Origin of the sequence: Flavobacterium sp. N2820 (assembly GCF_025947285.1) — a bacterium.
Lineage (GTDB): Bacteria > Bacteroidota > Bacteroidia > Flavobacteriales > Flavobacteriaceae > Flavobacterium.
In genome coordinates this window covers 362,851-385,593 of the sequence record NZ_CP110008.1, presented here as the reverse complement: position 1 = coordinate 385,593, position 22,743 = coordinate 362,851, and the positions used below count along the sequence as shown (strand labels likewise).

General features: G+C 31.8%; 21 protein-coding genes and 1 pseudogene. 12 read left to right on the top strand and 10 right to left on the bottom strand.

Features of this window, described 5'->3' with window-relative positions:
* Nucleotides 1–21: 21 nt before the first annotated feature.
* The 3 genes from OLM52_RS01865 (at nt 22) to OLM52_RS01855 (ending at nt 2,788) form a co-directional block, all read left to right on the top strand.
* Nucleotides 22–576, top strand: a complete 555-nt coding sequence (locus OLM52_RS01865; protein WP_264549455.1) for a thioredoxin family protein — start codon at nt 22–24, stop codon at nt 574–576.
* 260 nt (nt 577–836) lie between these two features.
* On the top strand, nt 837–2,399 hold the full coding sequence (locus OLM52_RS01860; RefSeq protein ID WP_264549454.1) for an FMN-binding glutamate synthase family protein: 1,563 nt from the start codon (nt 837–839) through the stop codon (nt 2,397–2,399).
* A 5-nt stretch (nt 2,400–2,404) separates the two neighbouring features.
* Nucleotides 2,405–2,788 carry a GreA/GreB family elongation factor gene (locus OLM52_RS01855; protein WP_264549453.1) on the top strand — a complete coding sequence of 128 codons (384 nt, stop codon included), beginning with the start codon at nt 2,405–2,407 and terminating at the stop codon, nt 2,786–2,788.
* A gap of 32 nt (nt 2,789–2,820) precedes the next feature.
* On the opposite strand, the gene OLM52_RS01850 is transcribed toward OLM52_RS01855, so the two are convergent.
* From OLM52_RS01850 to rocD, 3 genes are all read right to left on the bottom strand, one after another.
* Nucleotides 2,821–3,324 carry a hypothetical protein gene (locus OLM52_RS01850; RefSeq protein WP_264549452.1) on the bottom strand — a complete coding sequence of 168 codons (504 nt, stop codon included), beginning with the start codon at nt 3,322–3,324 and terminating at the stop codon, nt 2,821–2,823.
* A 70-nt stretch (nt 3,325–3,394) separates the two neighbouring features.
* Nucleotides 3,395–3,685, bottom strand: coding sequence for a c-type cytochrome (locus OLM52_RS01845; RefSeq protein ID WP_264549451.1), 291 nt, complete (start codon nt 3,683–3,685; stop codon nt 3,395–3,397).
* A gap of 65 nt (nt 3,686–3,750) precedes the next feature.
* On the bottom strand, nt 3,751–5,031 hold the full coding sequence (gene rocD, locus OLM52_RS01840) for an ornithine--oxo-acid transaminase (RefSeq protein WP_264549450.1): 1,281 nt from the start codon (nt 5,029–5,031) through the stop codon (nt 3,751–3,753).
* A 178-nt stretch (nt 5,032–5,209) separates the two neighbouring features.
* Between rocD and OLM52_RS01835 the strand changes: the two genes are divergently transcribed.
* Complete coding sequence (locus OLM52_RS01835; protein WP_264549449.1) at nt 5,210–5,953, top strand: PA14 domain-containing protein; 744 nt, start codon at nt 5,210–5,212, stop codon at nt 5,951–5,953.
* Here OLM52_RS01835 and OLM52_RS01830 read toward each other — a convergent pair whose 3' ends face one another.
* Nucleotides 5,954–6,502: a DUF1697 domain-containing protein gene (locus OLM52_RS01830; protein WP_264549448.1), complete on the bottom strand. Its 549-nt coding sequence runs from the start codon at nt 6,500–6,502 to the stop codon at nt 5,954–5,956. It lies immediately after the preceding gene.
* Nucleotides 6,503–6,570: 68 nt separating this feature from the next.
* On the opposite strand from OLM52_RS01830, the gene rlmD reads away from it, so the two are divergent.
* Genes rlmD through OLM52_RS01815 form a run of 3 tightly spaced genes read left to right on the top strand, consistent with a single transcriptional unit; the run spans nt 6,571 to nt 9,172 of the window.
* Nucleotides 6,571–7,983, top strand: a complete 1,413-nt coding sequence (rlmD, locus tag OLM52_RS01825) for a 23S rRNA (uracil(1939)-C(5))-methyltransferase RlmD (RefSeq protein ID WP_264549447.1) — start codon at nt 6,571–6,573, stop codon at nt 7,981–7,983.
* A gap of 6 nt (nt 7,984–7,989) precedes the next feature.
* Complete coding sequence (locus OLM52_RS01820) at nt 7,990–8,490, top strand: DUF6452 family protein (protein ID WP_264549446.1); 501 nt, start codon at nt 7,990–7,992, stop codon at nt 8,488–8,490.
* A complete protein-coding gene (locus OLM52_RS01815) occupies nt 8,471–9,172 on the top strand; it encodes a DUF6048 family protein (RefSeq protein ID WP_264549445.1) in 702 nt (233 codons plus the stop codon). Before OLM52_RS01820 ends, OLM52_RS01815 begins: the two co-directional genes overlap by 20 nt.
* Nucleotides 9,173–9,204: 32 nt before the next feature.
* On the opposite strand, the gene OLM52_RS01810 is transcribed toward OLM52_RS01815, so the two are convergent.
* Entirely contained in the window at nt 9,205–11,451 is a 2,247-nt protein-coding gene (locus OLM52_RS01810; RefSeq protein WP_264549444.1) for a hypothetical protein, read from the bottom strand.
* The gene (locus OLM52_RS01805; RefSeq protein ID WP_264549443.1) at nt 11,411–12,463 is read right to left on the bottom strand and encodes a hypothetical protein; all 1,053 of its coding nucleotides are present in this window, start codon (nt 12,461–12,463) and stop codon (nt 11,411–11,413) included. Before OLM52_RS01805 ends, OLM52_RS01810 begins: the two co-directional genes overlap by 41 nt.
* A gap of 223 nt (nt 12,464–12,686) precedes the next feature.
* On the opposite strand from OLM52_RS01805, the gene OLM52_RS01800 reads away from it, so the two are divergent.
* The 3 genes from OLM52_RS01800 to OLM52_RS01790 all read left to right on the top strand — a co-directional run bounded on the left by OLM52_RS01800 (nt 12,687) and on the right by OLM52_RS01790 (nt 14,464).
* Nucleotides 12,687–13,535 (top strand): L,D-transpeptidase, encoded by an 849-nt coding sequence (locus tag OLM52_RS01800; protein ID WP_264549442.1) that lies wholly within the window; start codon nt 12,687–12,689, stop codon nt 13,533–13,535.
* 128 nt (nt 13,536–13,663) lie between these two features.
* Nucleotides 13,664–14,116, top strand: coding sequence for a DUF2846 domain-containing protein (locus tag OLM52_RS01795; protein ID WP_264549441.1), 453 nt, complete (start codon nt 13,664–13,666; stop codon nt 14,114–14,116).
* A gap of 162 nt (nt 14,117–14,278) precedes the next feature.
* On the top strand, nt 14,279–14,464 hold the full coding sequence (locus tag OLM52_RS01790) for a hypothetical protein (protein WP_264549440.1): 186 nt from the start codon (nt 14,279–14,281) through the stop codon (nt 14,462–14,464).
* 48 nt (nt 14,465–14,512) lie between these two features.
* Here the strand turns inward: OLM52_RS01790 and OLM52_RS01785 are convergent, their stop codons facing one another.
* Nucleotides 14,513–17,143 (bottom strand): valine--tRNA ligase, encoded by a 2,631-nt coding sequence (locus OLM52_RS01785; protein ID WP_264550509.1) that lies wholly within the window; start codon nt 17,141–17,143, stop codon nt 14,513–14,515.
* 197 nt (nt 17,144–17,340) lie between these two features.
* Here OLM52_RS01785 and OLM52_RS01780 point away from each other — a divergent pair, with 197 nt between their 5' ends.
* Nucleotides 17,341–17,766: a DUF1573 domain-containing protein gene (locus OLM52_RS01780; protein WP_264549439.1), complete on the top strand. Its 426-nt coding sequence runs from the start codon at nt 17,341–17,343 to the stop codon at nt 17,764–17,766.
* A gap of 32 nt (nt 17,767–17,798) precedes the next feature.
* Here the strand turns inward: OLM52_RS01780 and OLM52_RS01775 are convergent, their stop codons facing one another.
* Complete coding sequence (locus tag OLM52_RS01775; protein WP_264549438.1) at nt 17,799–19,115, bottom strand: PDZ domain-containing protein; 1,317 nt, start codon at nt 19,113–19,115, stop codon at nt 17,799–17,801.
* A gap of 127 nt (nt 19,116–19,242) precedes the next feature.
* Between OLM52_RS01775 and OLM52_RS01770 the strand changes: the two are divergent.
* A pseudogene (locus OLM52_RS01770) lies at nt 19,243–20,435 on the top strand (pyridoxal phosphate-dependent aminotransferase).
* A 78-nt stretch (nt 20,436–20,513) separates the two neighbouring features.
* Here the strand turns inward: OLM52_RS01770 and OLM52_RS01765 are convergent.
* Nucleotides 20,514–21,083, bottom strand: coding sequence for a hypothetical protein (locus OLM52_RS01765; protein ID WP_264549437.1), 570 nt, complete (start codon nt 21,081–21,083; stop codon nt 20,514–20,516).
* A gap of 124 nt (nt 21,084–21,207) precedes the next feature.
* Complete coding sequence (locus tag OLM52_RS01760; RefSeq protein WP_264549436.1) at nt 21,208–22,485, bottom strand: asparagine synthetase B; 1,278 nt, start codon at nt 22,483–22,485, stop codon at nt 21,208–21,210.
* Between the last annotated feature and the right edge of the window lie 258 nt (nt 22,486–22,743).

Below are 22,743 nucleotides of genomic sequence, written 5' to 3'. Positions count from 1 at the left end.
ACTCTAAATTCTAAATTAATAATGGCTCAAACTCCTTCTAACATGTTACCACTGGGCACAATTGCTCCTGATTTTAATTTGAAAGATACTAATTCAAATGAATTTAAAACTTTTGAAGCGTGCAAAGGTGAAAAAGGAACGGTTGTCCTATTCATTTGCAATCATTGTCCGTTTGTACTTCATGTAATGGAAGAAGTGCTAAAAGTGGTGAACGATTATCGTGTGCAAGGCATTGGTTTTGTAGCAATTTCAAGCAACGATGTAATAAAATATCCTCAAGATGCACCAGAATTAATGACAGAATTTGCCTTTGAAAACGGATTTGAATTCCCATATTTATATGACGAAACACAAGAAGTAGCCAAAGCCTACGATGCCGCTTGTACTCCCGATTTTTATCTTTTCGACAATCAAAATAAATTGGTTTATAGAGGCCAATTAGATGATAGCCGACCAGCAAATGGTATTCCATTAAGTGGTTCCGATTTAAGAAGCGCTATTGATGGTGTGGTTACAAATCGACTAATTAATCCTGAGCAGAAACCGAGTATTGGGTGTAATATTAAGTGGAAATAATTTATTAATCCAAAAGCTTTGATTACCTTTGTCAAACTATAATTTTTAGTCTTGAAAAATACATTTTTACATACATTTTCAATAGATAATACATTCTACAATAAGGTATTATTCTTTTCACACAGCAAGGCCTTCATCAATTAGGCCTCCGTCTTTCTATGCATATTCTTCAGGCGGAGGATTTTCTTTTACAAAACTACATTCAATAACATTTCAGAAATAACTTCTGGAATCATTTTTTTATCTAAAACCTAAAAAACATGTCACAAAAAAAACTTTTTGGGAAGCTAAACGCGCGCCATATTATTTGGTTAATCACACTTTCTTTTTTTATAGGAACCCTTTTCTTGGTCTTTTATTATAAAGTACATTCCGTCTTTTTAAGTGCGCCATTTATCGCATTGTTTCTCGTATTAATTGATAGTACACAAACAAAACATTCTGTTCGAAAAAATTACCCATTAGTAGGTAGATTACGTTATTTATTTGAATCGGTTCGACCTGAATTTCGTCAATACTTTTTTGAAGGTGAATTAGATGGAAAACCATTTAATAGAAGACAACGCTCTATTGTGTATCAAAGAGCGAAAAACGAAAAGCAAACCATTTCCTTTGGAATGCAAGACGACCCAAACCGCATTGGATATGAATGGGCGGCACATTCAGTATATCCGAAAAAAGCGGATGAGAAAAAATTTAGAACACTAATTGGTGGCTCAAAATGTTTACAACCCTACAATGCTAGTATTTATAATATCAGCGCTATGAGTTATGGTGCCTTGAGTAAAACTGCTATTACTTCTTTAAATGAAGGAGCTAAACTTGGAAATTTTGCACATAATACAGGTGAAGGCGGAATTAGTGATTACCACTTAATGGGAGGCGATTTGATTTGGCAAATTGGAACAGGATATTTTGGATGTAGAGATGAAAAGGGAAATTTTTCGAGTGAATTATTTGCTCAAAAAGCCAATTATGAAGAAGTAAAGATGATTGAATTAAAATTATCTCAAGGTGCAAAACCGGGTCATGGCGGATTACTTCCAGCAGAAAAAAACACGCCTGAAATAGCAAAAATCAGAAATATCAAACCTTTTACAACCGTTCATTCTCCATCTGGACATACTGCTTTTTCAAATGCTACCGAATTATTGTATTTTATTGGACGATTACGTGAACTTTCCAACTTTAAACCTGTTGGTTTTAAAATTTGTATTGGTCGAAAAGATGAATTTATTGCTATTGTAAAAGCGATGTTACATACTAAAATTTATCCCGATTTCATCACTATAGATGGTGCTGAAGGCGGAACAGGTGCTGCACCTCTTGAATTTATCGATTATATGGGAATGGCGCTATCAGATGCGATTGTATTTGTAAACCAAACCTTAAAAGAATATGGTCTGCGTGACGAAATTAAAATTTTAGCTTCTGGAAAAATCATTTCGGCTTTTGATATTGCAAAAACACTGGCTTTAGGAGCTGATGCTTGTTACAGTGCGCGTGGAATGATGTTTGCTCTTGGATGCATTCAAGCCTTACAATGCGATAGCGGAAAATGTCCCGTAGGAATTGCGACGCAGGATAAATCGTTATACAAAGGATTAAATGTAACCGATAAAAGAGTCAGAGTAGCTAATTTTCATAAAAACACCTTAAAAGCCTTTGGTGAATTTATTGGAGCATGCGGATTTGAAGATCCAAAAGAAATAACACCTGACTTCTTATATAAAAGAGTTGAACACAATTCAAATCAAAATTTTACGGAGATATATTATCCCGAGAAGGAAAACAATAATATGCAATACATAAATTTAAACTGAACAATATGAAACCAATACCAACATTCACATTGAGTGATTATAAACTGTTGAAAAAAATCACAAAAGCGAATCTTTCAGCTACAAGTGCCAGAGAAATAAAATTACTAAATGAAGAATTAGACCGTGGAACTGTAATTGAAGATTCAGTAATTGAAAATAGTTTTATTCGAATTAATTCTGAAGTAATAATTGAAGATATGGGCACAAAAAAACAAATGAAATTTCAAATTGTTTTACCGTCTCAGGTCAATATAAAAGAAAGTAAATATTCAGTTCTTGTTCCTTTAAGCGTTGCTATCATTGGTTTTAAAGCCAACGATCAAGTAGATTGGGAATTACCCGCTGGAAACAAAACATTAAAAGTTATTGCTGTAAACAACTGCAACTAATCCATAAACACCTTCTATTGAGGTGTTTTTTTTTATTTTCGTTCAACAATCACTTCAATCGGATTATTACTTCTTGGACCGAAGCTTCTGGCTTGGCGTTCGTTTTCACTCGAACACAAAATGTACATATTAAAAGCTTGTAATTGCACCAATTGTTCTTTGTATTTTCCTTTTGTATCTTCAATTTTAATGTAAAATTCTTCCGCGGGAAAGGTATTTGTTACTGAAAGTAAATAAGTATCACCAGCATACGGGAAAAACCATTTCTCAGCTTCGTTTGGCTTGCTGATAAGATGATTTTTAGTAAAAACCAAAGGTTTATTGCCGTATTTCCAACTGTATTTATTGTTTTCGTTGATGATTTCTGCTCCTTTTTCGTTGACTAACGTAATTTTTAAATCGGCAATGTTATCTGATTTTCCTTCTTCATGTGCTTTTACGACTAAATAAGAGGTAAAATCAAAGCCACAATGCGGCACTTGACCAAAGGAGAGCAAAGAGAATAGTAAAAAGAAAAAAGATAATTTAGATTTCATAGCTATTAATTGGTTGTAAAAATACAAAAACAATACCAAAAAAATATCCGCCAAATGACGGATACTTTTACTATTTTGTTAGATAAGCATAAATTTTTTCTCTTTCTTCATCTGAAATTTCAGCTTTTTTCTGCATACTTAACATAATTGGCTTCCATTGCTCTGCATTAAAATCTTTAGGACTATATAAATCGTGACACTTAGAACAATTGTTTAAAAATAATGTTTTTCCCTCAACTAATTCAGGACTCATAGGTATTTCTGGTGGTGGAAGTTTATCTTCAGATGGAAGTTGAATTTTTGGCGAACAAGCTAAAGTTAAAATAAAAACGGAAGCAATCGCAATTAATTTAGTTTTCATGTTAGTTAGTTTAATCTTGTAAATATAAAAAAATCCTGCAATGTGCAGGATTTTAAACTTTATTTCTACTTTTCAAATTCTTTCAAAGTACTAATAATTATAGAAACACAATCTCTCAATTGCTCTTCTGTCATTACTAGAGGTGGTGCAAAACGAATGATGTTTCCGTGTGTTGGTTTTGCTAATAATCCGTTTGCTGCTAAACGAACACAAATATTCCAAGCCGTATCGCTTTCTTCAGTATCGTTAATTACAACGGCATTCAATAATCCTTTTCCTCTAACTAATGTTGCGATGTTAGAAGTTTCAATAAATTTACCTAATTCATCTCGGAAAATTTTCCCTAATTTTCTTGCGTTTTGAGATAAACTTTCCTCAGAAACTACTTCCAAAGCAGCCATGGCAACAGCAGCAGCAACTGGATTTCCTCCAAAAGTTGAACCATGTTGTCCTGGCTTTATCACATTCATAATACTATTATTTGCTAAAACCGCCGAAACTGGATAAGCACCTCCAGATAACGCTTTTCCTAAAATTAAAATATCAGGTTGCGTATAAGTTGCTTGTTTTTCACATTTTGATTCGCATGTACAATTACCACAAACCGCTAATAATGAACCTGTTCTTGCAATTCCTGTTTGCACTTCATCAGCAATAAACAAAACATTATTAGCTGCACAAATTGCTTTTGCTTTTTTAAGATAATCTGTTGTAGGTTTATAAACGCCCGCTTCACCTTGAATTGGTTCTACCAGGAATCCTGCAATATTTTTTGATGAGTTAACGGCTCTTTCTAACGCTTCAATGTCATCATAAGGTATACTTATAAATCCTGCGGTATAAGGACCAAAATTTTTACGCGCATTTTCATCATTTGAGAATGAGATAATCGTTGTAGTTCTTCCGTGGAAATTGCCATCACAAACGATAATTTGTGCTTCATTTTCATGTATCCCTTTTTTCTCGTATGCCCATTTTCTACACAATTTTAATGCTGTTTCTACTGCTTCAGCACCTGTGTTCATTGGTAATACTTTATCAAATCCAAAATAGTCGGTTACAAACTGTTCATAAACGCCTAATTTATCATTATAAAATGCTCTTGATGTTAAAGTTAGTGTTTGAGCTTGTGCTACCATTGCTCCTACAATTTTAGGATGGCAATGCCCTTGATTTACTGCAGAATATGCCGAAAGAAAATCATAATATTTTTTCCCTTCTACATCCCAAACATAAACTCCTTCTCCTCTACTCAAAACTACTGGTAGTGGATGATAATTGTGTGCACCGTATTTGTCTTCTAATGCAATTGCTTCAGCCGAATTCATTTTTTCTAAAACTGACATAAATGTTTTTTTTATTGATTGTTACATCGCAATTCCTACTTGTTGGTGAGAAATCAACCTTAACATTACAAAAATATAAATAAAGTCCATCAATTGTACTAATAATTTAAAAAAAAATATTTATAATTTATTATAAATTAAGAAATGTGATTTCATACCTTTGCAAAAAATTTAAAAAATGAAAAAATACTCTCTAACTATTTTATTTACTTTTATTTACTATTTTTCATTGGCTCAAGTGGGAATAGGAACAACTTCACCGAGTGCACAACTTGATGTTACTTCTACCACTCAAGGTATTTTAATTCCAAGAGTTGATTTAACTTCACTAACCATCCAAGCGCCAGTAATAAACCCAAAAGGAGGTGCATTAGCCGTAAGTACAATGGTATTTCATAATGGTACAAATGGAATAACTGCCGGTTATTATTATTGGGATGGTGCAAAATGGCAAGGAATTGGAAAAGCAGATGAAAATAGAGGGCTTCAATTTTACGCTTTTTCAGGAAATGGAGCTTCTCCTAATATTGACAAATCAAACTTTAATTTAACCATTGTTAATTCAGGACTTTGGACAGGCTTACTTAATGATGCTTGTAGAAGTTCTATTCGTACAGGAGACAATTACACCATTCTATTTACGGGTACGCTTGTAGTTGAAACTGCAGGAAATTTTCAACTTCAATCAACCTCAGATGATGGTTCAAGAGTGGTAATCGATGGGATACCTGTTTTGAATAGATGGATTGATCAAGGGCCTGCTTCTTTTAATGGCAGTACAATTTATTTAGCAAAAGGAAGACACAAAATAGAATTTTGGTATTATGAAAATAGTGGTTCAGAAACAATGCAATTCAATTGGTTGCAAAATGCAAATGGAACTACTGGTATCGTTAATGCAAGCTCTTTCGTAATTGAATAATTACTTCAATTCTTGAAACATATTTAATAAAGTGGTTACTGTATTCCAATTTCTTACAGTAGCCACTACATTTAATTTTTTCTCAATATATTTTTGATCCAATCTAGTTTTTCCAGCGCCAACAGCATATTTGATGTAAATTCTGCTTTTATCTATTGCAGCTTCATCTGGTTTAAACTGACTTATTTTTAAATCATTAATAGCGCTTCCTTGCATTTCTTTAGAAAGAAAAGCTACATACAATTTCTTAGTATCACAGTCTTTTTCTTTTAAAAACTGATTATTTTTTAAACAGGCTTCTAAATCCTCTTTAGCTATTACTACAACAGGAACTTCGTGTCCAAACTCTTTGAAAATTTCTTGCTTGATTTTAAACCCTACACTTGCACTATTTTCTTCGTCAGCATCAATAAAAACATTCCCCGATTGAATGTAAGTTTGCACATTCTGAAATCCAGCATTTTCTAAAACGGTTTTCAAAGCGTCCATTTTTATCATGTTGTGACCAGAAACATTAATTCCGCGTAATAAGGCTAAGTGGGTTTTCATTTTTTTTAAATTTGCTATAAAAGTAAAATATATTATCAAATCCACCCAACAATTCTTATTTTTGCTCCATGGGAAAAAAGAAAACAGACAAAATCGTATTCGAAAACGTAAAAATCCTTGATGCAGGTGCAAAAGGTGTATCGGTAGCAAAAGCTCCTGATGGCAAAGTAATATTTCTTCCAAATGTAGTGCCCGGAGATGTGGTAGACGTACAAACAATGAAGAAAAGAAAAGCCTACTACGAAGGTAAAGCTATAAAAATCCACGAATTTTCAGAACATAGAATTGACCCTGTTTGTGACCATTTTGGTGCTTGTGGCGGTTGTAAATGGCAAAACATGAAATACAGCCAACAATTGTTCTATAAAAATCAGGAAGTATATAACAATTTAAAGCGTATTGGCAAAATTGAATTGCCTGATTTTGAACCAATTTTAGGTTCGGAAAAACAATTTTTCTACAGAAATAAGATGGAATTTGGTTTCTCGAATGCCCGTTGGATGACTGATGCTGAAATTCAATCCGGAACAGAATTTGAGAACAAAAATGCATTAGGATTTCATATTCCAAGAATGTGGGATAAGATTTTAGATATCGAAAAATGTCATCTACAAGAAGACCCATCTAACGAAATCCGTAACGAAATCAAACGATTTGCAAACGAAAACAACCTAACATTCTTCAATGCAAGAGTTGTTGAAGGTTTGTTGCGAACGTTGATGATTCGTACAGCTTCAACGGGAGAACTTATGGTGTTAATTCAGTTTTTTGAAAATGATAAAAACGGAATCGAATTAATGATGAATTTCTTGGCAGAACGTTTTCCTCAAATTACGTCGTTACAATATGTTATCAACCAAAAACTGAATGATACATTGTATGACCAAGAGATTATTTTATTTAAAGGGCGTGATTATATCTTGGAAGAAATGGAAGGTTTGCATTTTAGTATTAATGCAAAATCATTCTATCAAACCAATTCGGATCAAGCGTATGAATTATACAAAATCACTAGAGAATTTGCAGGTTTAACTGGAAATGAAACTGTTTACGATTTATATACTGGTACAGGAACTATTGCGCAATTTGTATCCAAAAAAGCAAAGAAAGTAATTGGTGTTGAAGCTGTTCCAGAAGCGATTATTGATGCAAAAGCAAATGCAACACGCAATAACATTACCAATTGTGAGTTTTATGTGGGTGATATGAAGAATGTTTTCAACGATGAATTCATCAATCAACACGGACAACCAGATGTTATTATTACCGATCCACCGAGAGATGGAATGCATAAAGATGTAGTAGAAATGTTATTGAAAACGGGTGTACCAAAAATTGTATACGTAAGTTGTAATTCGGCTACACAAGCACGAGATTTAGCCTTAATGGACGAAAAATACAGAGTAGTTCGAGTGCGCCCTGTAGATATGTTTCCACAAACGCATCATGTCGAAAACGTTGTGCTTTTGGAATTAAAATAAAAAATTATGAATTATAAATTATTCCTATTTATTCTTTTAACTTTATCGTTTTCAAGTTGCGAAAAAGATGACATTTGCGTTGATGGAAATTCAGATACACCATTCATGGTGATTGAGTTCTATGATGCGGATAATCCTAACGTTTTGAAAAATGTAACCAATTTAGGCGTTGGAGAACCTACTTTTGATGCTCGTTTTTCGTTTACAGCAGTGAGTAAAATTGAAGTGCCTTTACGAACAAACGCTACAACAACCACTTTAAATTTTATTGAGAATGGTGGTGATTTAATCGACTTTACAGATGATAATCCTGATGCTATTACATTTAATTATGCCACTAGCGAAATCTATATTTCAAGAGCTTGTGGATACAAAGCCATATTTCAATTAAATGCAACAGATCCAGTTGTTTTTATTCCTGACACGGATAGTTGGATTCAAAATATTGTAGTTACTCAACCTAATATCGAAAACGAAAATGAAGTACATGTTAAGATTTATTTTTAGTATCGCTTTACTGTGTTTTTCGATAACTGGAAACGCACAAAAAAAAGACACCACAAAAGTGGTTTATCCAGAACGGTATGGTTTACGTGTTGGAGTTGATTTGCACCGATTAACAAAATCGCTTTATGATGACAATTACAAAGGATTAGAAGTTGTTGCAGACTATCGACTGACTCGAAAATTTTACCTTGCAGGAGAATTGGGTAATGAAGAAAAAACGGTTGACGACGATCGATTAAACTTTACGACAAAAGGAACCTATTTTAAAGTTGGTTTCGACTACAATTCTTTTGAAAACTGGTTGGACATGGAAAACATGATTTATGTAGGAATGCGTTATGGAGTAAGTAGTTTTAGTCAAACTTTAAATTCGTACAAAATTTATGATCCTACTAATTATTATGGTGAATCTATAATAACTTCTGGTGAAAAATTCAGTGGATTAAATGCCAGTTGGGTTGAAGTTATCGGTGGTGTAAAAGCTGAATTATTTGATAATTTATATTTAGGTTTTTCGTTGCGACTGAACTATTTGGTTTCGAATAAAAAACCTGAAAACTTTGATAATTTATATATTCCAGGCTTTAACCGCACCTACGACGGAAAATTTGGTGCTGGTTTGAATTATACGATAAGTTATTTTATTCCAATTTATAAAAAGAATAAAGAAGTTAAAAAATAAATAAAAAGGTTCGCATTAGCGAACCTTTTTATTTATCTCCTACTTTTGAAAAAATCTTCTAAATTTTCACAACCCGATAATTCTTTTGCATATTGAGGGTAAACTTTATCAACTCGTTTTGAAGAAGAATAGGTTTGGTGTTCAGCATAATCCATCATTCTTAGACAAAGCGCTTTAAACTTGTTTGTTTTAGCATTTTGATAAGCTAAATCATAATATTGTAGTGCCTTTTTATTGGCACGATATTCATATTCATCAATGTAAGATTCGTTCATGTATTCATTTGTTCCATAACCCCAATATGTATAACTTTGAAATCGTCTGAGCATCCATGAATGACCGTATTGCGACATATTATGATAGCAATTCGCAATTATAAAATAATAGTAATCTTTATTTTTGGTTTGTGGATTATTGGCGATTTTTAAATATTTTATTAAATGTTCGGTAATCGTTAACTTGTTTACATTAAACTTTTCTCTTGGTTTAATAAATTCTCCTGTATTTTTAAAGGTAAAAAATGGATTTTGGTCAAAAGCATAATATTCGTTATAATTACCGCGCTCCCATGGATTGTAATTATCTTCCCAATATTTTTTATCCATCGATTTAAAAATTGCTAAAGCATTTCCTAATTTATCTTCTCGTATGTACTTTGTTCCTAACAAATCTAATATTTGCAACTGATCTCTAAGTAAGACACTATAAATTTCTCGTTCAAAATCACTCTTCATTGGTTTTTTAAGACGATTTGCGATTTTTTGTAAATCATTTGCCGAATACACAAAATCTAAATAATCAAAATACGTGTAAAACTCATTCAAATTTCCTGAAGTAACCGAACGATTACCTTGCCATTCAACTTCATTTGAAATTTGGTCTAAAGAAGCCATCAAAGCCATTCCGTCTTGAATATTTCCTTTAAACTCTAATTCTCTTCCCAAAGCAAATAAAAATCTACTATCACTTTTGTTTTTTAGAATAATTGAGTGAATTTCGGGTTGGATAATTGCTTTTCCAAACTCTTGATTTGCCGTAATTACCAATGCTTTTATCAACTGAACTTGCCCGAAAACAGCTTCTTCTTTAGAAAATTGCTTTTCAAATTGACGAATAGATTGTAAACAAGAAGCAAAATCACGAGACATAAATTCAACCTGAATTTTAGCCGCTTTCCATAACATTGGATTTTCTGTTTTATTCAAATCAATTGATTGTAGAAACTGCAACACTTCTTTGGCATACAAACGATCATTTTCGGAACGCATTCGTAAAGTTTGTGTTGTCGTATTTTCTTTCCAAAAATTAGTTGACGGATTATAATTGGTATAATATGGCGTATAAATCCAATCTTCTAACTTATTAATTTCTCGCAATAACAGAAAACTTAAGATTTTTGAATTGGGTTGATTTTTGTGAATTTTTTTTAAATAATCTAAATTTCTATCCAATCGTTGTACCGATGCATACGCATACAAATTAGCAATTTCTGTTTTAGTTTTAGCAAAGGACAAAGCTTCTTCAAGCTTAAAATTATCATGATGAAAATAATAACTCGCATAAAATTTTTCAGGACAATTAGCCATCAAATTAGCAGCATCCATCATAAACGATTTGTCGTCTTTTGCAAAAGAATAAAAAAACAAACTCCAATAGTATAAATAATCTTTTTGGCTATCAGTGTAATTTGTAGTGAATATCTTTTTAATCAATTCAACATCATTTGCATAAAATGCCAAACGTATGGTCAAAAAGGCATATTTTCTTTTAAAATACTCATTTTTTTGCTCGTTTGTTATACGTACTAACTTGTTTAAAAAAGTCTTTCTATTTGTATTAATACTTAACTGATTTCTTTCCCAAGGATCTTCAACATTTAAACTATTTACAACCTCACATTCTTTCGCCATTTTTAAATAAGCAATAGCATCTGTTTTTTTATTCGCATACAAATAACGAATAAATTCATTTGTACTGTTAGAATGAATATCAGTTACTTTTAATTTGTAATTGAACTCTTGAATCGCATAAATTGGTACTTTCTTATTCGTATAGTTGTGCCAATCTAAAATATTTGCTTCTATACTTTCGGTGCTATATTCGAAATTAAAACCCCACAAACTTGCATTGTAATTAAACGGACTATAACTTGTATAGTTAAATAAATGTGGTTGCAACAAACAATATCGAACATCTTCACCATAAGGCGAATAACCACAAGCGCTAACCTTACTAAAACTACTTAGTAAAAGAACTATAAAAACCAGAAATTTCGGCATGGCTGTAGCGATTAAAAGTTTTGTTATCTAAACTAAAAAATACAATTGTAGTTGTGTCATCTAAAGCAACATTTTGCTTGATAACAGCAATGGTTTCCTCTATTGTTTGTTTGGTAATTTCTTCACACTTAATTTGGTCACCTACTCTTAAATAGATTCTTTCATCAGAATAGATTACCGTATCTTTTGTTACTTCAAACCACAAAGGCTTCGTTTGTTTGGCAAAACCTAAAACTTCTTTGGAATTTAAATCAACCAAACCACTAAACTGATTGTTTTGATAAATATGCGACCAATTAAAAATAGGCAATGCAATATCTAAATGCACTGGATAATCTCGGTGTTTGTCTAAATATTTTTCTAATTCGGAAACCTCTAAAATCGAATTCTTATCTTTTTCAGACAATGGTTTTATCAAATTATAACACATTAAAGTTGCTTTATCTACAGGCGGAACACCCATAATATCAGGATATTTATACGGATACAAACGTAAGGTGCAACTGATTTCTTTTTGAGACAATTGTTTTATTTTTTTTAGTAAATAAAAATACTTGTCTTTAGTGCTTTTTGTCCAATCGCAATCAATTTGAATTTCTTTAAAATTTCCATTATCAATATTGCTAAAACGTTCTTTACTATATTTATCTATTAAAAAAACAATATTATCTGCTAATTTATCTAAAGTTGCATTGGTGTTGTATTGAAAAATTTCGTTCTTAATAAAAATTGTTGGAACGACTAAAATACTATCTTCGGCATGAAAATCATACGGGCCAAAATTGGTTTTATCAAAAGGAAAATTCCCCATAGCTTCACTGTAATCTACTTCAAAATATTTCACATAGAGCTTCCTTACTTTAACGTTTTTCAAACTAGATTTAATGTCTTCATTAAAATAACCATTACTGCTCCATGTATAAAAAGCACGATCCACGTTTTTGACTTTGTTGTCTCGTGTACAAGAAATTAGGAAAAGCGATGACACGATTCCTAAAAGAAGTAGTTTCATAAAATAAAAAGGATTAAGTGAATTTGTATGTGTAAATGTAATCAAAAAGCATGCCTGGTTTTATGAAAATTTTAATAAGACTAAATTATTTATTGAAAACAAAATAAACCCTTTTTTCTTTAAAAAAAATTAAAATTCAGCACCATTGTTTTATATAACTATTTCAAAAAATAATATAAGACATCGTGCGTTTTATAAGTATAAATTTGCTAAAAAGTAACCTATGAAAAACGCCTTAAAAATAGTGATTTTGGTAATTAGTCTTCTTTCAATTTCTTGTAAAGAAGAAAAGAAAGAGCGGACAACCATTACCAAACCCGAAATAAAAAGAAACGCACCTAAAGAAATAGCCTACACGTTTCAGAAAAGCGAAGAATGGTTAAAAAGTGAAGGCACAAATACAAAAGCACTCGACTTGGTTTTAGCGATAAATCGTGTGGATGCCGTGAATTTAAAAAAATTAGATTCGATTTTAGTGCCAACGGATTTTTCGGGTGATTTAGAGTATTATATGCCTTTTCCGCTAGAAGTTGCCGTTTTAAACGATGTGAATAAGATAATTTTATTTTCTTATGCTACACAAGCATTTGCGACATACGAATATGGTATTTTAACACACTCTGGTCCATCAAGTATGGGAAGAGCAAAAGACAAAACACCCACAGGCTTGTTTTTTACCAATTGGAAAGCCGAAGAAACCATAAGTACGTTTAACGATGAATGGAAACTAAAATGGAATTTTAACATTGAAAACAAACTGGGAATTGGCTTTCACGAATATGAATTACCGGGCTATCCAGCTTCACATTCTTGTTTGCGATTGTTAGAAAAAGATGCTAAAATGTTATACGAATTTGCCGATCAATGGGAATTAGAAAATGCCGAAAAAGTAAGACTAAAAGGAACTCCAGTAATTGTTTTTGGAAGTTATGATTTTAAAAACCCGAAAATTTGGAATACGTTACCACAAGATGCTAAAGCTTTATCCATCTCTGAAGTTGAATTAGAAACTACACTTTCTCCTTTTTTGCCCTCCATTTTAAAAGAACAAACAAAAAGAGAGAAGAAGTAATTTTTGAATACATAAAGTTTAATTAGGTTCACGAAAGTGAGCCTTTTTTATTGAAAAGCAATATTGATTTTATAAAGGTTTTTACTACTTTTGAAAAGAAAAATAATATTTTACTACAAATTAAATTTATGAAATTAAAGATTCTTTTATTAATCTTTTTATCAATATCAATCACCTCCTGCTTATTAAAACCAATACAGTCTGAATTTAGTTTACAAAGAACATTTTCTGACCCTGTTATTATTGGAGAATTTGATAATGGAAAAATTTTAGTTTATAATGGTGCTGGATTTAATAATAAGATAGACAATTCATCAAATTTAAATGTGTGGATAAACAATAAACCTTTAGGACAACTTATGTCAAATGAATTTGCAGTAATTTATTTATTACCTGGAAAATATGAATTCAAGTTAATTCACAAAGACCTGAAAAACTTCACATCTACTCATACAGTTGAAATAGATAAAGATACCAAAGTAATTTGCGTAAAACCTACAATAACCTCAAACAAATTAGAAATAACAAATGTTATACCTAATAACTTTCACTTGTTTAGAAATATAATTAGACAAAAATAATTACATTGACATTCACAAAAGTGAGCTTTTTTGTTGAAAGCAATATTAATTTTGTAAAGGTTTTTACTATTTTAAAAGAAAAATAATATTTAACTGCAACTAAAAGAGATTAGTTTAACACATACCTCACACTCTACAATACAAACAATAAAACCAACAATAATGAGATATTTAAGAATTACAGGAGTTAGAATTCTGTTGAGCTTTTTTTTAGGCAATATGGCAATTGCCTTGTTGTTTGAAAACCCGCGTTATAACTTTCCCAAAATTCTATTACATTTATTGTTTATGGGATTAGCCTACTATGGATTAACACTTTATGTGAATAACAAGAAAAAAAAATCATAAAAAAATCCCGAGTTAACCCGGGATTTTTTTGTTTATGGTAATAAAATATTATTTCAAACCAGCTAAACTTTGCTCAATCATGGCGATTTTTGCTAAAGCGTCGGCTTCTTTTTTACGTTCGTTTGCAATTACTTGCTCAGGTGCGCCAGCCACGAATTTTTCATTCGAAAGTTTGCCTTGCACCGAGCGTAAAAACCCTTTCGTATAATTTAACTCTTCGGTTAATTTAGCTACTTCGGCTTCTACATCAATATTTCCTGTAATTGGAATAAAATATTCGTTTGATTTTACACGATATGATAATGCGCCGTCCACTTTATCAGCAACATAAACCAAATCCACAACATTACCTAATTTCAGGATTACTGAATCGAAATGGGTTGATGCTTTTTCGTTATTCATCACACGCAACTCAATAACATCTCTAAACGGAATGTTTTTATCTTTACGAATGGTTCGAATTCCTGAAATTACTTCGGTAGCAAAATCAAAATCAGCAATTAATTTTTCATCAAATGCTTTTGCTGTTGGCCACTCACCTACTATCAACGCTTGCTCTGGAGTTCTTTCAGCAATATGGTGCCAAATTTCCTCCGTTAAAAACGGCATAAACGGGTGTAACAATTTCAAGTTATTTTCTAACATTTCAATTGCTTTGTCAAACGTAGCGCGGTCAATTGGTTGTTGGTAGCCTGGTTTAATCATTTCTAAGAACCACGAACAAAAATCGTCCCAAACCAATTTATAAATCGCCATTAACGCATCTGATAATCTGTATTTATCAAAATTATCTTCAATTTCGGCTAACGTTTGTTGCAATTTCGCTTCATACCATTCAATGGCTACTTTTGAGGATTCAGGTTGTGCAATATCAGCCACTTCCCAACCTTTGATTAGTTTGAAAGCATTCCAAATTTTGTTAGAGAAACCTTTTCCTTGATTGCATAATTCTTCGTCGAATAAAATGTCATTTCCAGCCGAAGCACTCAATAATAATCCCACACGAACACCATCAGCTCCAAATTTTTCAATTAGTCCAAGTGGCTCAGGCGAATTTCCTAATGATTTTGACATCTTACGACCTTGTTTATCGCGCACTAATCCGGTTAAATATACATTTGAAAATGGTTTTTCGCCTGCATATTCATACCCTGCAATAATCATACGCGCCACCCAGAAAAATAGAATATCTGGACCCGTAACTAAATCATTTGTTGGATAATAGTATTTAAAATCTTCGCTTTCTGGATTTAAAACACCACCAAAAACAGCCATTGGCCATAACCATGAAGAAAACCAAGTATCTAATGCGTCAGCGTCCTGACGTAAGTCAGCAGTGGTCAGTGTTGAGTTGGCAGTTTTTTCTTTCGCAAGCTCAAGCGCTTTTTCTATGTTTTCAGCTACTACGAAATCTTCTTTTCCATCACCAAAATAGTACGCTGGAATTTGTTGTCCCCACCACAATTGACGTGAAATATTCCAATCGCGAATATTGTTTAACCAATGTGCGTATGTATTGTTAAAACGGCTTGGATATAATTTAATTTCGTCTGATTCTAAAACCGCTTTGATAGCAGGTTTTACTAATTCTTCCATGCTTAAGAACCATTGATCTGATAATCTTGGTTCGATTACTGCTTTGGTTCTTTCAGAAGTTCCCACTTTATTTAAATGGGTTTCTGTTTTTGCTAAAGCGCCGATAGTTTCAAGCTCTTTCGCAATTTCTTCACGAACTACAAATCTGTCTTTTCCTTGATAATGCAATCCAAAAGAATTCAAAGAAGCGTCTTCGTTGAAAATATCGATGATTTCTAAATTGTGCTTATCGCCTAAAGTTTTATCGTTTGTATCGTGAGCAGGCGTTACTTTTAAACAACCTGTACCAAATTCTACATCAACATATTCGTCTTCAATAATTGGAATAACTCTACCACAAATTGGAATGATTGCTTTTTTGCCTTTTAAATGCGTAAAACGTTCGTCATTTGGATTGATGCAAATAGCAGTGTCACCAAAAATAGTTTCTGGACGCGTAGTTGCCACAGTTAAGAAATCTGCTGAACCTTCAATTTTATAATTGATGAAATATAATTTTCCTTGACGTTCTTCAAAGATTACTTCTTCGTCAGATAACGTAGTTTTTGCTTCTGGATCCCAGTTTACCATTCGGTAACCACGATAAATCAAACCTTTGTTGTATAAATCTACAAACGAATGAATTACTGAAGCCGACATATCATCATCCATCGTGAATTTTGTACGACTCCAATCGCAAGAACAACCTAATTGTTTTAATTGCTCTAAGATGGTTCCACCGTATTTATCAGTCCATTCCCAAGCATGTTTTAGGAATTCTTCACGCGTTAAATCGTTTTTATTGATGCCTTCTTCTTTTAATTTAGCCACTACTTTAGCTTCGGTAGCAATTGAGGCATGGTCAGTTCCTGGCACCCAGCAAGCGTTGAAACCTTTTAAACGCGCACGACGAATTAATACATCTTGAATCGTATTATTCAACATGTGCCCCATGTGTAAAACTCCAGTAACGTTTGGAGGCGGAATTACAATGGTATACGGCGTTCTGTGGTCGGGCTTGGATGTAAAATAATCATTTTTCATCCAATAGTCGTACCACTTTTGTTCTACTTCTTTAGCGTTGAATTGTGCAGGAATCATTATATTTTTTTCTTGTTTAATTGTTGAATCGTTGAACAGTTTGACTGTTCGTTTTAACATTCCCAAACTTACTTTGGTATGTTTTTTGTAATACTAATTGCAAAAGTAACTATATCACGAAAATAAAAAAAATGTTAGGAGTAGTTTGTTGGTTGCTTTTATTTAATTAATTTTACAACAACCTATTAATTTATAAGATGATGAAAAAATTACTTGTTTATTTAACTGTTTTAGTTGGAATGGTATCATTTGCTCAAACTGGCCCAAAGATTGAGTTTAAAGAAGAAACCATTAACTATGGAGAAGTGGAAAAAGGAAAAGATAATGGAATTCGAATATTTGAATTTACCAATACTGGAGATGAACCACTTTTAATTAAAAATGCAAAATCGAGTTGTGGTTGTACCGTTCCTGAATGGCCAAAAGAAGCAATTGCTCCTGGAGGAAAAGGACAAATAAAAGTCCAATACAATATGAATCCAGGTCCGATTAGTAAAACAATCACCATAGAAACAAATGCTGTAAATAAAACGAATGGTATGATTCCGTTGCGCATCAAAGGTACTGTTGTGGTCAAAGAAGAGATGAGTCCTCTAGTAAAGAAAAAAACATTCCCAAATTCATAAACAAAAAGTCCCAATGCATGTTGGGACTTTTTTTATAGTACTTTTTCAAGGTTGAATTCATAATCAATTTTTGCTCCGTTACGTTCAACCGTTAATTTTATTTGTTTACCATTTTCAGATTGAAAAAGATTTGTAATATTTTGTATCGTCAAATACTGCGAGGCTCTATTATTAATTTTTACAATTTTGTCACCTTTTTGAATGCCAGCTTTTGCTGCGGGAGAGTTTTCTCTCACCATATAAATTTCAAAAATGGGCTTAAGTTCATATTTATAGTTAAATCTTAAATTTGAATTTTCAAAAATAAATTCATTTGCATTTATTGAAGCGTTTGGTGGATTATCTCTAATTTCTTCTTTTACCCATTGAGAACCTGCATGTTGCACTTCAATACCTGACATATTATATTCAAAAGGCAAATCGAAGAGCGTATTTTTCTTAAAATAAAAAGTTTGATTTTCATAATCTAAGAACCAGTTAAACCTTTTTGTAATTTCACCTCCCAAAGATCCATTCCTTGTTTTGTGCATTTTCATGTCTTCAAAAAAACTAATCTCAGGATAAGAAACCAAAACATTTTGCAAGACTAAATTTTCTAAAAACACCTCATCAACACGCGATCTTTTTCCTGATATATCGCCTGTTAAACCTCTTCCTAAAAAATCAATAAAATAGTTTGAGTTACATTGTATCGTATCATTTTCAAAAAGCCATAAACCATCTCCAAGCCCAGTATCAAAAAGTAAATTAAGTGAGTGGTTATAATTGTTGATTTTTGTTTTCAACAAAATATAAGGACGGTTTTTGTTAATTTCAACTTTTGCGCTATTGTACTTCCGTTTAATTTTTTTTAATGTACTATCAGTCGTTCTATGAATAATTATTTTTTTTGTTTGGTAGTTAATTTCTACTAAATTGTCTCTAAAAAAAGAACTTCCTAATATACCGTTAATGGTAATACCTAATTTATTTACAATACTAATATCTTGATTTGTAGCAAAAACAACTTCAAAATCATTTGTTTTGTATTCTTTAATAGTTAGCGTGTTTTTTTTTGAAAGATAGCCTTCAATTGACTCACTATTTCCAGCACCGGCAATCCTAATTTTATTTACATTATTCATAACCAACGAATCATTATCGGAAACGCTAAAAATAATGTTATTGGATGCACCAGTATCTAAAATCATTTTTAAAGGTGTTCCATTAAAGTTTACATCAATTATTATTAAATTGTGTGTTAACTCAAATGGTATTTTGATTTTATTTTTACTTTTTATCCAATTATTTTGTGAATGGACAAGCCCACAAGAAAATATTATAATTATAAAAAAGAAGTGTTTTATCATAAGAAAATATATTCTTAAAAGTAAGATATTTTTTAATTCGAAATTCGTTTTTAACATTTTTTAATTGTTGAAATTGATATTATCACAAAAAAAAATCGCAATTTTGCAATTCTTTAAAAAAAACATTATGCCAAAAGTTTCCGTGAAAGGGCAACAAATGCCAGAATCTCCAATTAGAAAATTGGTTCCATATGCAGAAATTGCTAAGAAAAAAGGACATAAAGTATATCATTTAAATATTGGACAACCTGATATCAAAACTCCTGAAGTTGCCTTACAAGCTGTAAAAAATGCAAATATTACTGTTTTAGAGTACAGTCATTCTGCAGGTTTTGAGAGCTATAGAAATAAACTTTCTCAATATTACAAAAATCAAGGTTTACCAATAGAAACCCAAGATATTATCATAACAACAGGTGGTTCAGAAGCTTTACTTTTTGCAATGGGAAGCACAATGGATACCGATGATGAAATTATTATTCCTGAACCATTTTATGCCAATTATAACGGATTTTCAACGGCTTCTGGTGTAAAGGTGGTTCCTGTTATATCAGGAATTGAAACAGGATTTGCATTGCCTCCTATTGAAGCTTTTGAAAAATTAATTACTCCAAAAACAAAAGCTATTTTGATATGTAATCCTGGTAATCCAACAGGTTATTTGTATTCAAAAGACGAAATTTTAAAATTAGCAGAAATCGTAAAAAAACACGATTTGTTCTTAATAGCTGACGAAGTTTATAGAGAATTTATATATGATGGTGATGAACATTTTTCTGTGATGAATGTTCTTGGATTAGAAGAGCATGCAATCATGATTGATTCTGTTTCTAAGCGCTATAGTATGTGTGGAGCACGAATTGGATGCATTGTATCAAAAAACAAAGAAGTAATGGCAACAGCTATGAAATTTGCACAAGCCCGTTTGAGTCCACCAACTTATGCACAAATTGCCAGTGAAGCTGCTTTAGAAACCCCTCAAAGTTATTTTGATGATGTAATTTCTGAATATAAAGAACGTAGAGATACATTAATTACTGAATTACAAAAATTGAAGGTATTACTGTAGCTACTCCAAAAGGTGCTTTTTATTGCATTGCAAAATTACCTATTGATAATGCCGATACATTTGCACAATGGCTTTTAGAATCTTATGATTTTAATGGAGAAACTGTAATGGTAGCTCCAGCTGCAGGTTTTTATTCAACGCCAAATGTTGGCTTAGATGAAGTTCGTATTGCCTATGTTTTAAAGAAAGACGATTTGATTAAATCTGTTCAAATTTTAAAAGAAGCAATTGCAGTTTACAATGCAAAATAAAATAATATAGCTTATAAAAAATTAAAAATCCCTAAATTACTTTAGGGATTTTTTTTGTGAGAAATTTAAATTTGATAGCTATTCATTTAGAAAAATATCAAAATCTTCATCTTGACGAATCCCATTTGAAGCTATAGTAGTAAAAAATGCATATTCTCTAAAAATCATAGACTGAAACAAAATATAAAAAATTGTATTGAAAATCCAAATATCAATATATGGATCTTCGATGAGCACCAATTCAAGATTTCCGTACAAGAAAATTGAAATGCTGCATAACAAATACAAAACTAATCCAATTGAAAAATTATAATAAAAATGCACTTTATCTAACTCTTTATAAATAAAATACAACGCATAAAATACCAAAATTAATGAGGTAGCAATTATTTCATAGTGATTAAATTTCCAAAACAAACTTGTATCGTTAGCATACATGTAGGCCAAAATAAAAATCTGAGAAATATAAACAACAACAATTGCCTTCTTAAAAAATTTACTTTCAAAAAGAGTATAATATAAATAACTTAAAAAAGTAAATTGAAAAATAAAATAAAAATGAGATATAAAAAAGTTTGAATTTGGCTTTAAAATTCCAATAACATGACAAGCCGTTTCAATCAAACAAAGTGATGCTAAATAAATCAAGAAAACTTTTGAAACATACTTGCGGATTTCTTTCTTTCGTAAAAACAAAAAAGTATTAAAAAATAAAAATAATAACCCCAAGAGGCTTATTCCGAAAAAAAGTAAATGTTTGCTCTCCATACCATTATGTTTTTAACTTTTTCTTTCTTGCTGCTGGAAATAAAACGTTATTTAAAATCAAACGATACCCTGGCGAATTTGGATGCAAATCTAAAACAGTTGGAGCATCACCTACTCTATGTTGATAATCTTCTGGATCGTGACCTCCATAAAAAGTAAACATTCCTTTTCCTTTAGTTCCATGAATGTAGCGGGCTTCTCCATTGATTTTACATTCGCCCATCACTAAAATATTTGACTTTACTTTTTCTGCTGCAAAAGCAGTTGTTTGCCCCATAAACCCTTTTACTAATTGTGTGTGATTTTGACATAACATTGTAGGAATTGGATCCCATTTTGCAGAATATTCCATTAATGTAAAATAATCTTTATCCATTGAAAACAAACCTTTTCCGTGTTCTTCTGTGGTATCAATATCAGAAAATTCATATACCATAGGTTGACGTTCCAATTTATAATCTTTGAACGCAAAAGTGCTAGAATAATCTATTTGCGCTTGATAATTTGCATCAGAATCATCACCATCAAACATTGGCTCACAAATATCTACACCTTCTGCAGAAAGTGCAATATCAAAGCTATCTGTTGCAGAGCACATGGCAAACATGAATCCTCCACCAATAACAAAATCTCTTATTTTTTTGGCTACGGCTAATTTCTCTTCAGAAACTTTATTGTAACCTAATTTCTTTGCTAATGCTTCAGCATCTGCCTTTTGTTGGATGTACCAAGGTGTATTTCTGTAATTTCCAAAGAACTTCCCATATTGACCGGTAAAATCTTCGTGATGTAAGTGCAACCAATCATATAATAATAGTTGATCAGATAATACTTCCTCATCATAAATTTCGGTATATGGAATTTCGGCATAGGTTAAAACCATCGTTACAGCATCATCCCAAGGTTGTTTTCCTTTTGGTGTATACACTGCAATTTTAGGCGCTTTTTCTAAAACTACCGTTTCCATATTTTGTGATGGGGCGCTTATTTCTTCTAAAATTGAATTTGTTGAAGCATCCGAAAGCAATTCAAAAGTTACGCCACGAACTTGACATTCTTTTCTAATTTCGGGTGCGTCGGGAAGCAAAAAGGAACCACCTCTATAATTTAGCAACCAACTTACTTTATAACTTTTGTCTAAAGCCCAATATGTAATTCCATATGCTTTCAAATGATTTTGCTGTCCTTCAGCTTCCATTGGAATTAACACAAAAGCAGCCTTACTTGAGAAAGATATCAGTAAAATAAGGGCTAAACAACAATATTTAAGTTTTGCTTTCATTGAATTGGATTAAAATTTGGTCTAATTTAAAACATTTCTTCTGAAATCTATTTTTTGAAATGTTAAAATGGTACCCCCGTAAAAATACCTGGTTGACCCCGTAAAAATACCTGATTTTAAAATCAGGTATTTTTACGCTTACACAGCATTATTTTTTGAGGTAGTTTTGTCATGTATCAATAAATCTAAAAAAAATGAATACAACTAAAAGCAATTCTTCGTTATTAAATTCAAGAGAAATGAAATTACTAAAAAAAA

What these genes read in the sequence shown, in the direction of transcription:
- OLM52_RS01865 (WP_264549455.1), top strand. Translation starts at nt 22, where the DNA reads ATGGCTCAAACTCCTTCTAACATGTTACCACTGGGCACAATTGCTCCT.
- OLM52_RS01860 (WP_264549454.1), top strand. Translation starts at nt 837, where the DNA reads ATGTCACAAAAAAAACTTTTTGGGAAGCTAAACGCGCGCCATATTATT.
- OLM52_RS01855 (WP_264549453.1), top strand. Translation starts at nt 2,405, where the DNA reads ATGAAACCAATACCAACATTCACATTGAGTGATTATAAACTGTTGAAA.
- OLM52_RS01850 (WP_264549452.1), bottom strand. Translation starts at nt 3,324, where the DNA reads ATGAAATCTAAATTATCTTTTTTCTTTTTACTATTCTCTTTGCTCTCC.
- OLM52_RS01845 (WP_264549451.1), bottom strand. Translation starts at nt 3,685, where the DNA reads ATGAAAACTAAATTAATTGCGATTGCTTCCGTTTTTATTTTAACTTTA.
- rocD (WP_264549450.1), bottom strand. Translation starts at nt 5,031, where the DNA reads ATGTCAGTTTTAGAAAAAATGAATTCGGCTGAAGCAATTGCATTAGAA.
- OLM52_RS01835 (WP_264549449.1), top strand. Translation starts at nt 5,210, where the DNA reads ATGAAAAAATACTCTCTAACTATTTTATTTACTTTTATTTACTATTTT.
- OLM52_RS01830 (WP_264549448.1), bottom strand. Translation starts at nt 6,502, where the DNA reads ATGAAAACCCACTTAGCCTTATTACGCGGAATTAATGTTTCTGGTCAC.
- rlmD (WP_264549447.1), top strand. Translation starts at nt 6,571, where the DNA reads ATGGGAAAAAAGAAAACAGACAAAATCGTATTCGAAAACGTAAAAATC.
- OLM52_RS01820 (WP_264549446.1), top strand. Translation starts at nt 7,990, where the DNA reads ATGAATTATAAATTATTCCTATTTATTCTTTTAACTTTATCGTTTTCA.
- OLM52_RS01815 (WP_264549445.1), top strand. Translation starts at nt 8,471, where the DNA reads ATGTTAAGATTTATTTTTAGTATCGCTTTACTGTGTTTTTCGATAACT.
- OLM52_RS01810 (WP_264549444.1), bottom strand. Translation starts at nt 11,451, where the DNA reads ATGCCGAAATTTCTGGTTTTTATAGTTCTTTTACTAAGTAGTTTTAGT.
- OLM52_RS01805 (WP_264549443.1), bottom strand. Translation starts at nt 12,463, where the DNA reads ATGAAACTACTTCTTTTAGGAATCGTGTCATCGCTTTTCCTAATTTCT.
- OLM52_RS01800 (WP_264549442.1), top strand. Translation starts at nt 12,687, where the DNA reads ATGAAAAACGCCTTAAAAATAGTGATTTTGGTAATTAGTCTTCTTTCA.
- OLM52_RS01795 (WP_264549441.1), top strand. Translation starts at nt 13,664, where the DNA reads ATGAAATTAAAGATTCTTTTATTAATCTTTTTATCAATATCAATCACC.
- OLM52_RS01790 (WP_264549440.1), top strand. Translation starts at nt 14,279, where the DNA reads ATGAGATATTTAAGAATTACAGGAGTTAGAATTCTGTTGAGCTTTTTT.
- OLM52_RS01780 (WP_264549439.1), top strand. Translation starts at nt 17,341, where the DNA reads ATGAAAAAATTACTTGTTTATTTAACTGTTTTAGTTGGAATGGTATCA.
- OLM52_RS01775 (WP_264549438.1), bottom strand. Translation starts at nt 19,115, where the DNA reads ATGATAAAACACTTCTTTTTTATAATTATAATATTTTCTTGTGGGCTT.
- OLM52_RS01760 (WP_264549436.1), bottom strand. Translation starts at nt 22,485, where the DNA reads ATGAAAGCAAAACTTAAATATTGTTGTTTAGCCCTTATTTTACTGATA.